This window comes from Acetonema longum DSM 6540, assembly GCF_000219125.1.
GTDB classification, from domain to species: domain Bacteria; phylum Bacillota; class Negativicutes; order Sporomusales; family Acetonemataceae; genus Acetonema; species Acetonema longum.
Genome location: NZ_AFGF01000049.1, coordinates 18,305 through 33,542 on the forward strand (window position 1 = coordinate 18,305; position 15,238 = coordinate 33,542).

The 15,238-nt window shown below is 51.5% G+C and carries 13 protein-coding genes; 4 read left to right on the top strand and 9 right to left on the bottom strand.

The window, feature by feature from the left end; translation table 11 throughout:
- Nucleotides 1–45: 45 nt before the first annotated feature.
- From ALO_RS05545 to ALO_RS05580, 8 genes are all read right to left on the bottom strand, one after another.
- Entirely contained in the window at nt 46–615 is a 570-nt protein-coding gene (locus ALO_RS05545; RefSeq protein ID WP_004093760.1) for a YqaA family protein, read from the bottom strand.
- A gap of 70 nt (nt 616–685) precedes the next feature.
- Nucleotides 686–3,523 (bottom strand): DEAD/DEAH box helicase family protein, encoded by a 2,838-nt coding sequence (locus ALO_RS05550; RefSeq protein ID WP_004093762.1) that lies wholly within the window; start codon nt 3,521–3,523, stop codon nt 686–688.
- 159 nt (nt 3,524–3,682) lie between these two features.
- Nucleotides 3,683–5,089, bottom strand: a complete 1,407-nt coding sequence (locus ALO_RS05555) for a tetratricopeptide repeat protein (protein WP_004093764.1) — start codon at nt 5,087–5,089, stop codon at nt 3,683–3,685.
- Between the two features lie 175 nt (nt 5,090–5,264).
- Nucleotides 5,265–7,109 carry an asparagine synthase (glutamine-hydrolyzing) gene (gene asnB / locus ALO_RS05560; RefSeq protein ID WP_004093767.1) on the bottom strand — a complete coding sequence of 615 codons (1,845 nt, stop codon included), beginning with the start codon at nt 7,107–7,109 and terminating at the stop codon, nt 5,265–5,267.
- Between the two features lie 345 nt (nt 7,110–7,454).
- Nucleotides 7,455–7,847 (bottom strand): YmaF family protein, encoded by a 393-nt coding sequence (locus ALO_RS05565; RefSeq protein WP_004093769.1) that lies wholly within the window; start codon nt 7,845–7,847, stop codon nt 7,455–7,457.
- Between the two features lie 101 nt (nt 7,848–7,948).
- Nucleotides 7,949–8,407 (bottom strand): nuclear transport factor 2 family protein, encoded by a 459-nt coding sequence (locus tag ALO_RS05570; RefSeq protein WP_004093771.1) that lies wholly within the window; start codon nt 8,405–8,407, stop codon nt 7,949–7,951.
- A 107-nt stretch (nt 8,408–8,514) separates the two neighbouring features.
- Complete coding sequence (locus ALO_RS20740) at nt 8,515–9,459, bottom strand: GGDEF domain-containing protein (protein ID WP_004093773.1); 945 nt, start codon at nt 9,457–9,459, stop codon at nt 8,515–8,517.
- Nucleotides 9,460–9,665: 206 nt separating this feature from the next.
- Nucleotides 9,666–10,382 (bottom strand): pentapeptide repeat-containing protein, encoded by a 717-nt coding sequence (locus ALO_RS05580; RefSeq protein ID WP_004093774.1) that lies wholly within the window; start codon nt 10,380–10,382, stop codon nt 9,666–9,668.
- A gap of 201 nt (nt 10,383–10,583) precedes the next feature.
- On the opposite strand from ALO_RS05580, the gene ALO_RS05585 reads away from it, so the two are divergent.
- From ALO_RS05585 to ALO_RS05595, 3 genes are all read left to right on the top strand, one after another.
- Nucleotides 10,584–11,507, top strand: coding sequence for a radical SAM protein (locus tag ALO_RS05585; RefSeq protein ID WP_004093776.1), 924 nt, complete (start codon nt 10,584–10,586; stop codon nt 11,505–11,507).
- Nucleotides 11,508–11,657: 150 nt separating this feature from the next.
- A complete protein-coding gene (locus tag ALO_RS05590; protein WP_004093778.1) occupies nt 11,658–12,776 on the top strand; it encodes an HD-GYP domain-containing protein in 1,119 nt (372 codons plus the stop codon).
- Between the two features lie 79 nt (nt 12,777–12,855).
- Nucleotides 12,856–14,076, top strand: coding sequence for an alanyl-tRNA editing protein (locus ALO_RS05595; protein WP_004093781.1), 1,221 nt, complete (start codon nt 12,856–12,858; stop codon nt 14,074–14,076).
- Here the strand turns inward: ALO_RS05595 and ALO_RS22025 are convergent.
- Nucleotides 14,034–14,231, bottom strand: coding sequence for a hypothetical protein (locus ALO_RS22025; protein WP_139025328.1), 198 nt, complete (start codon nt 14,229–14,231; stop codon nt 14,034–14,036). The genes ALO_RS05595 and ALO_RS22025 overlap by 43 nt on opposite strands.
- Nucleotides 14,232–14,408: 177 nt before the next feature.
- Between ALO_RS22025 and ALO_RS05600 the strand changes: the two genes are divergently transcribed.
- Complete coding sequence (locus ALO_RS05600) at nt 14,409–15,089, top strand: TerC family protein (protein WP_004093782.1); 681 nt, start codon at nt 14,409–14,411, stop codon at nt 15,087–15,089.
- Nucleotides 15,090–15,238: the final 149 nt, after the last annotated feature.

Below are 15,238 nucleotides of genomic sequence, written 5' to 3' on the forward strand. Positions count from 1 at the left end.
TTCCGCAGCAACTGCCCGTCTTTGCAGTGACTGCGGGATTTATTTTTATTGGGTCTTCTGCTTCCACTTCTTATAGCCATACATCCCAATCGCCACCGCGGCGATCACCAGCGAACCGATCAGGATGTCATCGGACAATTTGGCAATCAATTCGACGGCCTGATTGCCGTAGAGGTAGATCAGGACGCCCTCTATCACAAACCTCTTGGCCCGGCCCAGGGCGGAAGCCATCACGAAGACAACGATATTCACCCGGAAAACTCCGGCGCTGATGCTGACAAATTTATAAGGAATGGGCGCCATTGCCGCCAGGAAAATCGCCCAGCCCCCATAAGTGGTAATCCAGCCGCGAATCGACTCTACCTGAGCCGCCGGCACCATTTTTTTCACCAGAGGAATGCCAAACCGGGCCCCGATAAAATAACCGACAAAACCGCCCAACACCGAGGCGACAGTGGCGACAACCGAATAAAAAATCGCCTGCTCCGGATTGGCCAGCGCCATCGGGATCAATACAACATCAGGCAGTATCGGGGATATAAAAGATTCGACAAAAGCTACAATAAACAATCCAACAAGTCCGTAGCTCTGAAAAAATTCCGTTAAAAACTCCACGTACTCACCCTTTCCAAGGTTCCAAGGCACACCTTACATATTGTACCGCATGGGACGCCCCAGTGCAAACCTAATTCCTTCCAGGGATTTCGGTACGAGGGAGATAAATGACGGTATTCGCCGCATCCACAAACCGATCAGGCCCTACCAGCGGCAAAAGTTCCAGGCATAAGTCAGTGTGCACCCGGGCAAATTGCCGTGGATTCCATAAATAGTCAGGATTCCGGCGCAGGATGGCATCCAGGCGGGAAACCCGCTTCATATTCAGATCGGAAGTAAACGTTTTCAAGGTTTTGTACAGGGTGCAGACATTCGTATCGATACCGGCCTTCCGCCGTAACTGCTCATCAAAGAGATATTGTCCGACCATCTCTGAGAGCGCCGTTAGAGCCTCCTGAGGATTTTTTTGCCCGGACTGCATGAGCTGAACCAGCCAATCAGTCTGCTCCCTGAGCATGATCTGTTCAGGAGAAATCCGTTTCGGCTGGATGGTTATGTTTGATATAAATTTCCACATTTGAATCACTTTTATCGTTGCCGGCTCCGGTCCGCTTTTCCACTTATCCAGTTCCGCTTCGTTCAGTTCAGCCAAAGTTCCCGGCAATTCCTTCATCCATTGTCTGCGGTTTTCAGGGAACAACCCTGCCGTTTTCACGGTAAATTCCGTCCGGGACTCTGTGTTGTAGGCATTATACACCAGACCATATAATTGAGCCAGCATCTTATACTCCGTTAAATAAGGCATAAGAAGCGCCGACGGATGCAATAAGTCATACCAGGACTGCAGTTGACGGAAACAAGCGAAAAATGCCTGACGCCGGGAGTCATCCAGGAAATACTCCACAGCCTGCTCCCGGGATGGCTGCCCGGCTTCCGGTCCGGCAACCAGATCCGCATATTGGTGGAGACCGATGGTTCTTATGAGATCGCCAAACTGCTGATGAATAGCCTCCAGCGGCTGCAATCCGGGTAGTCCGTCAGGGAAAATATCCCGGGTCAGTTCGTTTGCAGCATCGAACAGCCCCAGAAGATCCACTACTACCCCGGCTTCTTTATTGCCGGACTGATTGATCCGCGACAATACCTGCACCAGGATATGATCTCTCAAGGGCTTATCCAGATAAAGCACGTTGAGATCCGGGCAATGGAATCCAGTCAGCAGCTTATCGGTCAGAATCAGAATGTGAGGCGCATCGGTTGTTTGGGCAAAAGCCTTGCGCAGTCTTTGTTCATCATAGGTGGTGCGGTAATACTCTTTCACCGCCAAACTGTCTTTCCTGCCGGCTGAGTAGATAACCTGGGAGAATCCAGCCGGCAGATGTTTGTCCAGAGCCTTTTTATATAACCCGCAGGCTTCCTTGTCATAGGCCACTAAAATAGCCTTTCGGCCAAAAGGCTGGACTTTTTCCGTAAAGTGCCGGGCAATATATTCCGCCGCCTGTTCCACCCGTTCCCGGTTTTTCACCGCTGCGGCCAGATGCCCGGTCATCTCCAGACTGCAATTCAGAGTGCAGATATCGCAGCTTCCCTCAAAAGCAGGGTTTCTAATAAACTCTTTATACAAGGTATCCGGCTGAACCCGGATAGCCGGTGGCGCCATATCATAGCAAACGGTTGTAAGAATCCTGTCGGTCAGAGCCTGGGCGGCATCGTACAGGGAAACCGCCTGGATTTTGTCTGTTTTGGCGGAAGGAGATCCGGTACAGCCAATCAGAATGGCATTCGGCAACGCGGCCTCAATTTGGTCGGCAATAGAAGTCGTAAAAATTCGCTGGGCCTCATCAACCAAAACTATTACATTCTCGCGCTCATTCGTGCCAGGTGACAGGGCCGTGGCAAATTCCCGGGGAGAGATCAGGAGACCCCGGTAGTCAGAGGCTAAAACAGCCTGCAGTTCTTTAGCGCTGCCGGCGATTCTGACCGGATAGGGTCCCTCCATGCTTGGCAGCATACCGGTATCAATTTCATTAGGATCGGCGAAAATCAGGACCGACAGGGCGAGTTTTTCCTCATTCGACAGCAGCCTGGCGGCTGTGGCCATGATCGTAAGGGTTTTACCGCTGCCTTGCGCCAAATAGAAAAGACCCCGCTGCTTTCTTTCGATCTTGCGCAGCGCCTGTCTCACTCCCTGCAGCGCTTGTTCCACTGCCTCGGCCTGATATTGGCGCAAGGCCAGTTTAGCCGGCCGGTCATCAGTCTTGATAAACAGGAGATGACGCAGCAGCCCGAGAATGCGCGCAGGGGCGAACATCCCGGACAGCCATTCCGCCGGTTCTTGGCCGGCTGCCGGTTTCCGCCAGGTCAGGCCTTGCGATTCCAGCTGAAAAGGCAGACCCAGCCATAACCGTTCAGGACTAGGAAACAGAATCAGCTGCAAGACTTTGAACAAATGGGGCAGCTTGGTTTCCAGGGAAATAAACCGTTCTACCAGCCTCACCCTGCGGTCCGGGTCCTCCGAGGACTGACCTGCGATCAGACTTACGGGAATGCCATTTACCAGCAGAACCAGTTCGCTTTTATCCGAGTCAAGGCCGCTGTACTGCCAGTTATTCGTCATATGATATACGTTGTTGTCCGGATGATCAAAGTCAATCAGGCGGACCCTGCGGGAAAAATACCGGGCGCCGGTCAATTCCCCTTTTAGCCAGGACAACGCTAAACGACTGCCCTCCAAAGTGGTTGGCAGTCTGTCAAAGCGGGTAATGATTTCATTGAGCATATCCCGCTGATCCATCGCGCCAGGGTTCAGCTCTTTCAACTTACCCGCCAAAATATCTTTAAAAAATAGTCCGCCGGGGCCACCCCGCCAAAGCAAGGCCTCTGCCGGCTCTACATAGGTCCAGCTGGCATCGGCTGCCACGCTTAGCCACGGATTTTCTCCGGCATGCCGTTTATAAAATTGAGACATGGCGACTCTCCTTTCACCTGCCATTGCCTTATTGCAAATCGATATCCTTTTGCAAAATTCGCTGCACTTTTCATCTCTCCTGCATGACAAACCCGTTCTACTTCAAAACTGACCTCAGGTCCCACCGACCGGGACTCCGGCATATGCAAAAAGTCCCGGCTATTGATCCCGCAATAACATTTTCAATTTCGCATGGACTCTCTCAGCCGCAAGATCATTGGCCGGAGCGAAGCGCAAAAAGAGTTTATACGCTTCTACCGCCTCAATCATATGCCCCTGCTTTTCCAATGCCCGGGCTTTGTTGAAATAGCTGTCGGCATCAGCCGGCGCAAGGGAAATCGCCTTATTATAATCGTTGATTGCCAGTTCCAGTCGTCCGGCCTGATAGTGCAAGTTGCCCCGGTTATTATGGCTGGTCACATCATCCGGTTCAATGAGGATAGCCTGGTTTAAATCAAGCAGAGCAGACTCCGGTTGGCCCTGGTTGTCCAGGAGGCGGGCCCGGAGGTTGAGGGCATCCAGATGATATGGATCTCTCGCCAGGACAGAGGTCAAATCCTCCAGCGCTTCCTGGGTCTGTCCTTTTATTTCCCGCATGAAAGCCCGTTTAATATAAGCGGTTATATAATCCGGTTCCAGTTTCAGCGTCTCTGTGTAATCCTCCATCGCCTGGGAGTATTGATTCATTTTTTCGTAAATCTCCCCCCGCCGCAAAAAAACTGCCGGTGTCGGATTCTGTTCCAGCATCCCGGTTAATTCTGCAATAGCTTCTGTCAGTTGGCCTTTCTCATCCAGCAACTCCGCACGGGCCATCCCAACTGCCGTCTGGTCCTCCGTCAGGGCCGCGGCTTTATCCAGATCGCTTTGGGCTTCATCAAACAGTTTAAGCCTGATATAGGCCCGGCCGCGTTCAATATATGCCGTCCGGTTTTCTCCATCCAGTTCCAGCATGCGGCTGCAGGCGTTAATCACTGTTTCCGGCTGTTGTAAATGCCGCAGCCAAAAAATCCGTTCTTCAAATAATAGCTTTTGAAAACTGACTTCATTACTCCGGAATTCTGCAGCCTGCTGCTCCGATCCGTTCACAGGCGTTTTCTCTTTCCATTTCGCCAATTCCTGCCGGTTTTGTTCGAATTGGCTCTGCAGTGTGTCAAATTCTTGAACAATCAACAGATCTTCCGCCAGCCGGATGAGTTTTTGCACTCGCTGCATTGCCGGGATAACCCGCACTTTGAGGCTCATCCGAACGCCGGAAGCAATGGGCTCTTTTCTATTCTCCATCACCAAAAACTCGCCGCAGCCGGCGGCGACAAAAGCGATCCTCTCTCCCAGGCTGAGCCGCCGCGGTTCGGTAAGCTGCCGTGAAATCAAGGAAGCCAGCAGATCATTGCTTTTCTGCCTGGCTTGCCGGCAGCCCCGCTCATAGGCTATATCCGCACTTTCCCCTTCATGCATGATATATTCGACCTGCAGTAGAATCTCCCGGGCCGGATTTTCCTCAGGCCGGTTGAAAAACCAATAGGCGGCCCCAGCCACCAGTATAACGATTAGGACTATCACTGCCATACAGCCGTCCTCCCTTCTATGCCCTTACTATTTTCTCTGATAATTCGACAGTTTCCTGCTAGGACTACAGAACTGTTTTAGGACTAAAGAACCATTTTTTCGTCTGATGCAGCGCTTCATGCAAAAAAGTCAGGAATTCATGGCAGAACCCCTGACTTTAACATTTTCAAATAGGTCAGACCAGCTGCACCCGGTATTCTTTCATCCAGGCGTCAAGCTGGATGATATAGGCGAATAACTGCGGCCCGCTCATCAGTTGGCCAAACCAGGGTATATTGCTGTTGGCCAGGCCGGACTGGGCAATTTCTTTTACGCCGTCCAGGTGAATCACCTGGCGGATGGGCGTAGCAGGATCGGATAGAATCGCCAGGGCCCGCCGCTTTACGATATCCAAAAACAAGGGATTATGGGTTTTAGGGTAGGGACTCTTTTTGCGCCATAATACATCCTCCGGCAGCAATCCCGTCAGGGCATGGCGCAGCAGTCCTTTTTCCCGGTCCTGATAGTTCTTCATAGACCAGGGAACATTCCAGACGTATTCTACCAACCGGTGGTCGCAGAACGGCACCCTTAATTCCAAGCCGAAAGCCATGCTCATCCTGTCTTTGCGATCCAGCAGAGTGGGCATAAACCGGGTCAGACTCAAATAGAAGATCTCCCGCATCCGGGCTGCCACCGGGTCTTCCCCCTCCAGGCGAGACACTTCCCCCAAGGCCTGCTCATACCGGTCCCTGACATACTCCTCAGCCCGGATATATTTCGCCACTTCCGGCAGAATCCATTTGCGGCGGATAGCCGGCGAGGTTGCCCAGGGAAAGGTATTGGCCTGAATCATGTCCTGCCGGCGAAACCAGGGGTACCCGCCGAATACCTCATCGGCGCATTCGCCGGATAGACCCACTGTGGCATGCTTTTTGATTTCCCGGCTAAACAGATACAAGGATGTATCCACATCAGCCATGCCGGGCAGGTCCCGGGCTATCGCCGCATCCTCAAGAACCTCGGCCAACTCCGGCGTGTCGATCATAATCTCTGTGTGGTCGGTCTGATAATAGTCTGCCACCTTACGGGCCCAAGGCCGGTCCGCATTAGGCTGAAAACTGTCCGGCAAAAAATATTGATCATTATCCACATAATCTACCGCAAAGGAATGAATCGGCGCCCTGCCTTCCCGCTTGTAAGCCAGGGCGGCAATGGCCGTAATCGTGCTGGAATCCAGCCCCCCTGACAACAAGGTGCACAGAGGCACATCGGAAACCAGCTGCCTCTCTACGGCATCCAGGAGGATTTCCCGTATCTTGGCTGTAGTCGTTTCAAAGCTATCTTCATGGGGCTGGCTCACCAGCTTCCAATATTGCTCGATAAACAGGCCTTCCCGGTTGTATACAAGGGAATGCCCGGGCTTTAGTTCATATACGTCCCGGAAAATGCCATGTCCCGGTGTGCGGGCCGGCCCGAGCATCAGGACTTCCGCCAGACCTTCCCGATCTATTGCCGGTTTTACCGCCGGATGAGCCAACAGGGCTTTTAGCTCTGAAGCAAACAGCAACGCCTTGCCCCGCTGGGCATAAAACAATGGCTTTACGCCGATCCGGTCACGGGCCAAAAATAATGTTTCCTGTTTTTCGTCCCATATCCCGAGGGCATAAATTCCATTCAGCCGCCGGACACAGTCAGGCCCCCATTCAATATAGGACTGCAGCAGCACCTCGGTATCGGATGTGGTTGTAAACCGGCAGCCTTTAGCCTCCAATTCCTGGCGCAGCTCCGACGTATTATACAGTTCTCCGTTATAAGTAATAATATAGGCATGGTTCCCGCGCCACCGGATCATTGGCTGCTTGCCGCCTTCCGGGTCTACCACGCTCAGACGCCGGTGACCAATCGCCGCGCACTGGGAAAAATACGTACCGCAGGCATCAGGCCCCCTCCGGGCCAGCGTTGCCACCATGCGATCCAGGATTTGGCGCTGCCCGTTTACCTCTTGTTCCCAATCAATCCATCCCGCAATTCCGCACACAGTTATCCATCCCCCCCTCGCTCCTAGGGAACCGTTGAAAAAGGCTCATCTGCGCCGTTCGCGCGTCCTCGCCGCGCTGCAATCAGAATTCACGACTTTTCAGAGAGTGCTAATAGTAGCTGATCTCTCAAAAGCGAAAGGTCATCTGAGCTGTGCGGAGACGCAGCGCGTCTCTCTTGCCTCGAATCTGAACCCTTTTGAACGGTTCCAGATTCGAGGCTGCAGATGGGTTTTGCAACAGGCTCTCAGCAATGTCATGGAATAAGATATGCAGCGAAAGGCAATTTGGTTATACTCTGACGTTCCAAAACAGGGAGGCTGCCGCCGGCAGCCTCTTAGGGGCTCTTATTCTTCCTCTTCGTCCGGGCGATTGTAGACAGCCGAACAGATATCCAGATTCGTGGCTAAACCGCTAACGCCGTTGACGGGGTGAGAATGGCCGGCCTGCACGCTGCTGACACCGGCATAATAGTGAGCGTGCTGGGTTTGAAAATTCGTAGCCGTATCAGTGACCAGATCAAACCAATGCCAATGTCCATCCACAAAGGAAGTCCTGACCCGAATGCGATGGACATGGGATCGCCCTTCGGCCCGGGCCGGAGCGGTGACACCGGTGATTACATGCTGATGGGAATTGGCAACGCCAGTTTCGGCAGTATAAGTATGCACATGAACGAAATTCCGTTCATCGCGATTATCTGGCAGTTCATGATGGCGGTCAGCTTCATTGACAGACATGTACAGCAAACCTCCTGCATTTTATTGATGCTATAGCATATGCCGCAAAACAAAAAAAGGAGACTGTACAAATCAAAATGATTTGTACAGTCTCCCGGACCTCAGATATTGGCCAGCAATTGGGCAAGTACTCTATATTTAGCATTTTCCAGGATTTGATCATTGGACACGATATACCATTCATCATTAATTCGCTCCAGACCAACGGCCTGAAAATTCAGCTTGAAACTATCCTCTTGCTGAACCGTCACAATCACGGCGGCGAAATCGCCTTGCTGAGCTACTTTTTTCACCGACAGCAAATTGGTGTGTTTGATTTCTTTACCGGACATTCCGGCTAACAAGTTGGCGACAGACTTGGTACCTGACAGAGAATCCGGCGACACATAGGTAGCGGCTTGTCTAAAGTTCTGTTCCTTCGCATTCTTAAACGCAGTTGAAATTACTCCTTCCGGAGTTAAGCCCAAAACCCGTTCGCCCTTCTTGCCGCCGCAGCCTCCTAAAACAGCGGACAGGGCAAAAACGGCCAGCATCAGCAGGATCAAATATTTCTTATTCATATATAGTATGTGTTCCTTTCTGTTATTGCAATGTTGTTATGTATACTATATCACACTTCAAATAGTCAGTCATGCTTTTTGCCATTTCATTTCCGTGGAATCTTTTTCTAGAGTTCTATTCCCTTGCTGTGCTTATCCGTATACATCGCCTGGTCAGCTACGCCGAGCAATTGGTCGGCGCTGGCCCCGTCGGCAGGGTATACCGCTGTGCCGATGCTGGCGCTGACGTGAAACTGCCTGCCATCAATCCGGATGGGTTGTTCAATCGCCTGCAGAATTTTATCAGCTATCTTTTGCAGCGCCTGGCCGCCGGCCACCGATGTCAACAGAATGGTAAACTCGTCTCCTCCCATGCGGGCGACGGCATCGGTCTTGCGGACGCAGGCAGTGATCCGGTCAGCAATAATTTTTAAGGCTTGATCACCGGCGTTATGTCCGGCGGAATCGTTGATTTGCTTAAAACGGTCTAAATCCAGGTATATGACGCCAATTTTGTTGTTCGCTGTTTTTGCCCTGGCAAGGGCAGCATTGATACAGTCCTGAAAGTGCAATCGGTTGCCCAGCCCGGTCAGGAGATCATGATAGGCCATATGCTGCATGGATCGCTCCTGCTTTTTCTGTTCGGTGATATCGGTCATTTGACCGATAAAATGCAGGGAATTTCCCTGATGGTCTCCGAGCAGCGCAATATACAGCCGGATAAACAAAAACTGACCGTCTTGCCGGACAAACCGCTTCTCAAGCACCATGCGGGTTTTCTTGCCGCGGGCCAGTTCCCGGGACAGACACCGTTCGTCCCAGTCATCCGGGTCAATGATGTCCTGAAGCCGCATGTTTAATAACTCACTCTCGGAGTAGCCGATCAGATCGCACATGGCCGGATTCACCCGCTCAAACCTGCCGGTAAAGTCGGCGATCAGCATGCCGATGGGCGCATATTCAAAAATCAGGCGAAACCGTTCCTCACTGGCCAAGAGAGCCTCGTTTGTCTCACGACAGGCCTGTCCTGTATAAAAGGGACTATAGACCCGGTATTGTTCCACCGCTTTCATCCTTCTGCACCCTCCTCGCCTGGAAATAACGGCTTATCTCCATAATCTCAATCGAACAACTATGGAAATATTCGATAAAATGAAAAATTTTCCTGCTTTAAGAAACTTTTTGAAAAAAAGGTTAATTATTGAAATCGAAAAATAAAAAAACCGTCGTCTACACGGAGGACGGTTTTCCCGGAAAATTCCGGCCGATTCTACATGAGCTATGGATTTGTCAACTGCTTCTCTCCATTCGTCCAGACAGCGCCTACCAGGTTGGCACTGGTAAAATCCGCGCCGTCGGTGATTGCATGTTCAAGATCCGCGTCCCGCAAATCTGCGTTTTGCAGGTTGGCTTCCTGCAGGCGGGCATATTTCAACCGGGTGTTTTGCAGGTTGGCCTGGCGCAGATCAGCTTTGATCAGATGGGCGCTTTCCAGGAGCGCCTGATCCAATCTGGCCTGCTGCAGATTAGCCTGAGCCAGATTGGCGCCGCAGAGGTCACTGCCGCTTAATACGGCTCCGGCCAGATCGGCTTTGTCCAAGGCGGCATTTTTCAGGCTGCTATACTGTAAACTGGCGCCTCGCAGGTTAGCTTCAGACAGCTTAGCGCCGCTTAAATCAGCGTTGACCAGTTTTGCTCCGTGCAGGTCAGCCTGAAGCAAGCTGGCGTACGATAGGTTGGCATCGCGCAAATTCGTGCCGGCCAGATTGGCACGCCGTAATTGAGTGCTATATAAATTGGCGCCTTGGAGATTGGCCCCTTCAAGATTGGCTCCTGCTAAGTTCATTCCCTGCAGGTTGGCGCCGGCTAAATTTCCACGGGGACAACTTCCGGTGATGCGCAATTTGTTTAAATCGTCCGCATTATAGCCATAAACGGTCACGTTCCCAGTCAAAACAATAAGGCATATCAACACTAAAACGAAGATCCGGTTCATATCAACCCTCCTTAGTATGATGTATTTTCAAGACATCAGTAATAAATTCCTGCCCGCATACAAAAAAAATACCATATTTTTGAAATCTCGTAAAAGGATTCATTGCTTTTGATCGATAGGTTACGTTACAATACAAAAGATTCATTGATGCGATTACTTAAAGATTCATTGATGCGATTACTTAAGGAAGGCAGACAGCACATGGCGGAAAAAATCCAAAACCTGGGCAACGTATTGGCCCGTTGTCAATTATGTCCCCGTCGCTGCGGCGTGAACCGGTTGGGTGGGCAAACCGGCTTTTGCAGGGCAGGATTAAGTCCCCGCATAGCCCGGGCCGCGCTGCATTTTTGGGAAGAGCCCTGCATTTCAGGAAAGCGGGGATCGGGTGCCGTCTTTTTTTCTCACTGTAACCTGCGGTGCGTTTTCTGCCAAAATGCTTGCATTAGTCACCAGGGCTGGGGCAAAGATATTTCTATTGAACGGCTGGCGGAAATTTTTCTGGCCCATGAAGCCAACGGCGCTCATAATCTGAACCTGGTCACCCCCACTGTCTGGACGCCCCATATCCTGGACGCGCTCGACCGGGCCAAAGCCGCCGGTTTTTCCCTGCCGGTGGTTTATAACAGCAGCGGCTATGAGGCTCCCGAAACCATCGAAGCCTTAGCCGGCCAAGTGGACATTTATCTGCCTGATCTGAAATATTACAGCGAACGCCCTGCCCGGCTCTTTTCCCAGGCAACCGACTACTTTTGGCATGCTTCCCGCGCCATCGAACTGATGGCTGCTCAGATCGGCCAACCGGTCTTCGACGGCAGCGGTATCATGCGGCGGGGCATGATCGTCCGTCATCTGGCCTTGCCGGGATTACTGGAAGATTCGAAGAATATCATCAGTTATCTGTTTCATACTTACGGCAATTCGGTTTATCTCAGTCTGATGAACCAATACACGCCCCTGGGGCCGACACTCCCGCCGCCCCTTAACCGCCCGCTGCCGGCCGACGACTATGACCGCCTGGTTGATTATGCTGCCGCTTTAGGCTGGGAAAACGCCTTTATGCAAGAAGGCAGCGCCACTGTCTCAGAAAGTTTTATTCCGCCTTTCGATCTGACCGGGGTCGACTGAGACATTCATCCTAAATTTCGCGGAAAAAGTGCAGGATTTTTTCTTTTCACCGGTGAATTACTGTAAAGTTATACTTCCGACATTAACGAATTCAGCGTCAGCAGCGATTGTAGCAAAAAGGGAGGGGAACCTGCTGCATGGCCAAAAAAAATGGCAATCCACGATATTGAACCCGGTATGATGATAGCAAAACCTGTTGTTAATGCCAATAACAAAGTATTACTTTTTCCCGGAACGAAGTTAACACGCTCTCTCATCGCTTTATTAAGCGGACCTTGGAATATCAGCTCGGTGACCATCGCCGAACCCGATGATAACATAAAGCCCCTGCCTGTCCAACCGGTCAGACAAAAACAGGAGCCGGAGAAGTTGCCGGCAATCCCCCATAAAAACATCCCATATAAATCCCTGCAGAAATTATTCTTCAACAATTATTCCAGTACATCTGACCGCGTCAGTCAAATCTTCGAGACCTATCTGAACACAAAAAAACTGCCTTTTTTAGAATTGAGAGATACATCCACCATGGTTTACCATTCATTGGTAGAAACCAACGGCTCGATGCATTTTCTGCTGTTGCAGGACCACCATCAGGGCGATTACCTGGCGCGCCATTCTCTGGCGGTAGCTGTGGTGTCCGGCATCATCGGCAAGTGGCTGGAAATGAATCCGGTTGATATCAAGCAGCTAGTCTTTGCCGCCTTGCTGCATGATATTGGAAAGACCATGCTGCCTTTATCCCTGCAAAGCGGTCAGAATCTAACGACAGATACCGAAAAGGAATTGTACCGGATGCATCCCGGACATGGAGCCGAAATTCTTAGCCCGTTGAAAGGGATTCCCCGGGAGATTGTTCTGGCCGTAGAACAGCACCACGAGTATATGGATGGTACAGGCTTCCCCAAAAAGCTGCCGGGAAATTCCATTCATCTGTATGCCAGAATCATTGCCCTTGCCGATACCTTTCACACTCTGGGCGGCGACTCGGAACATCCCAATCCTTTTGATATCAGCGCCAAACTGCAGCAGGACCTGAACGGAAAGCTGGACCCAGCCCTCTGCGATCTTTTCGCCAGGCGCATGTCCGACTATTTATTCAGCAACGATGTGCTTTTAAGCGACGGCAACCAAGCCGAGGTAATCTTCCTGCCCCATACCGAGGCCAACAAGCCGGTGGTCCGTACCAAAAATGGCGATTTTATCGACTTAAGACGCCGCCAGGGAATTACGATCACCGGGATTATCAAAAAAAGTCCGGACCTAATTTAAAATTTTCGCAACGTTTCCGAAAGGTTCAACTGCCAGACGCAGATGAACCTTTTTCAACAATTTTTAAGGAGCATTGCCTATGTCCACGCTAAAGATCTACCATCAGAATGCCTACTGCCGGGAGTTTACCGCTGAAGTCCTGACGACAACCCTCAGGTCAGACAGTGGCTATGATATTGAGCTTGACCGAACCGTCTTTTACCCGGAAAGCGGCGGGCAGCCTTATGACACAGGATCCCTGAATGGCATACCGGTCATTGCCATGCGGCAGGAAGGCGACAAAATCATCCATACCACTCCTATGCCTCTGGCAGCCGGGCCGGTAACCGGAGTCATCGACTGGGGCCGGCGCTACGACCATATGCAGCAGCACAGCGGTGAGCATGTACTGTGCGGAGCAGCCTTCAATCTCTATGGCGCCAACAATGTCGGTTTTTCCCTGGGACCGGCGGTCAGCCATATCGATCTGGATCTGGAGACCCTGTCGGAAGATCAGGTCAAAGCCCTGGAACAGGCTGCTAACCAGGCAATCTGTGATTGCCGCCCGGTAAAGGCCCAGATGGTCACCGGCGATGAGTTATCCCGATTTCCGCTGCGCAAGGGATTGTCTAAGTCCTTCTCCCACATCCGGTTAATCGAAGTACAGGACTTTGACTGCTGTCCCTGTGGCGGCACTCATGTGGCCAATACCGGTGAAATCGGGCTCATTAAAATTCTGACCTGGGAAAAGAAAAAGAAGGCTGTCCGGGTCCACTTTGTCTGCGGCAAACGCGCTCTGGATGATTATGCGGTCAAGCATGCCATTCTGCAGCAGCTTGCCGTCAGCCTCTCAGTCACGCCCTACGAAGTGGGGAAAGCCTATCTTCTCCGCCAGGATAAACAGGAACATCTTCAGCGGGAACTGACGACAGCCAAAAAGACGATTGCCCGCTATCTGGCCCGGGAGCTGCATCAGGCGGCCGAGATGATCCATCAGGTTAAAATCGTGACCTTTATCCAGCCAGTTCAGGAGGCTGGAGAGATTGCCGATCTGACGAACTGCCTGATGGAGTATCCGGATACAATCGCTCTGGTAGCAGGCATCCAGGCCGAGACCAACCGGGCCTTCCTGCAGTTTGCCGCTGCCTCCGGTATAACCGTTAATATGACTCAGGAACTGAGAAAAATCCTGCCCCAGATTGGCGGCAAAGGCGGCGGCACAGCTTCAGCCGCGCAGGGCGGCTGCCCGGCTGATCAAGCCATCGGCGAGGCGATAGCTCAGGCCAGGGCCAGCATCTCCGCCTCATTGCCCTTGTCCTGAGAAAGAAATTGACGCACAATTGCAACCATGTTACAATAAAAGACAGAAAAAGCTTTATTTTGCTCAAAGGAAACGGCCTTAGAGACGCCCGAAAACAAGGCGATAGCCCAGAAGGTGGTCGCCTGCTGGCTTTGTTGACGCATCATCGCTAACAAGCAAGACCTTTGTCAGGACAAAGGTCTTCTTTTCTACTTGTTGCTTAAGGCCAATCCGAAAGGCGCAGGACGGTACGTGAATTTTTGCTCAGGGATAGCTGCCTGTCTTTCAGCGGATATGCTAACGTATTGCCGGATTCACTGTCGTCCATACTATTTTTAGGAGGGATTGGAATTATGGCACCGGAACCCAACTTTTTTACTGCCGTACTTACGATTATAGCAATTGACCTGGTGCTGGCAGGTGATAACGCCGTGGTAATCGCCCTTGCATCCCGCAACTTGCCGATACACCAGCGAAAAAGGGCTATTTTCTGGGGCACATGCGGCGCGGTTTGTGTCAGAATTTTAATGACTGCCATTGCGCTTTGGCTGATGCGGATCCCTTTTTTACAAGCTGTCGGCGGACTGGTGCTGATACCGGTAGCTGTCCACCTGCTCACTAAGAAGGATGAAGGACCCTCGGATATCGAGGCCAGCGACAATCTTTTCGCCGCTATCAAAACCATTATTGTGGCGGATGCCATTATGGGGGTTGACAATGTTTTGGCCATCGCCGGCGCCTCTCACGGCAATATGCTGCTGGTCATCTTCGGGTTGGCGGTCAGCGTGCCCATCGTGGTTTGGGGCAGCAGCTGGCTGTCGGATTTAATGAATAGATATCCGGTTCTGGTTTATGGCGGCGCCGGGATACTGGCTTGGACAGCAGGTTCCATGATCGTTCACGACAAACGGATAGGAGCTTTCCTCGAAGCCAGCTGGTCTCCTCTGCTTTGGCTGATCCCCGTTGTCATTACCGTCTGTGTGCTGGTCATCGGTAAAATGAAAAAAGAACAGTCGGCTATCCAGGAATCTTAATATTTTTAACTTCATACTAGAACCCGGGACCGTTCAAAAAGGTTCAAATGCAAGGCAAGAGAGACGCTCTGCGTCTCCGTGCTGAAGAATTCAGATGACTTTTCACTCATAAGCGGTCATTTATTATTACCACTCTCTGAAAAGTCATG

Excerpts from the sequence above, each read along its gene's own strand:
- ALO_RS05550 (WP_004093762.1), bottom strand. The coding sequence starts at position 3,523 with ATGTCTCAATTTTATAAACGGCATGCCGGAGAAAATCCGTGGCTAAGC.
- ALO_RS05555 (WP_004093764.1), bottom strand. The coding sequence starts at position 5,089 with ATGGCAGTGATAGTCCTAATCGTTATACTGGTGGCTGGGGCCGCCTAT.
- ALO_RS05565 (WP_004093769.1), bottom strand. The coding sequence starts at position 7,847 with ATGTCTGTCAATGAAGCTGACCGCCATCATGAACTGCCAGATAATCGC.
- ALO_RS05570 (WP_004093771.1), bottom strand. The coding sequence starts at position 8,407 with ATGAATAAGAAATATTTGATCCTGCTGATGCTGGCCGTTTTTGCCCTG.
- ALO_RS20740 (WP_004093773.1), bottom strand. The coding sequence starts at position 9,459 with ATGAAAGCGGTGGAACAATACCGGGTCTATAGTCCCTTTTATACAGGA.
- ALO_RS05580 (WP_004093774.1), bottom strand. The coding sequence starts at position 10,382 with ATGAACCGGATCTTCGTTTTAGTGTTGATATGCCTTATTGTTTTGACT.
- ALO_RS05585 (WP_004093776.1), top strand. The coding sequence starts at position 10,584 with ATGGCGGAAAAAATCCAAAACCTGGGCAACGTATTGGCCCGTTGTCAA.
- ALO_RS05590 (WP_004093778.1), top strand. The coding sequence starts at position 11,658 with ATGGCAATCCACGATATTGAACCCGGTATGATGATAGCAAAACCTGTT.
- ALO_RS05595 (WP_004093781.1), top strand. The coding sequence starts at position 12,856 with ATGTCCACGCTAAAGATCTACCATCAGAATGCCTACTGCCGGGAGTTT.
- ALO_RS05600 (WP_004093782.1), top strand. The coding sequence starts at position 14,409 with ATGGCACCGGAACCCAACTTTTTTACTGCCGTACTTACGATTATAGCA.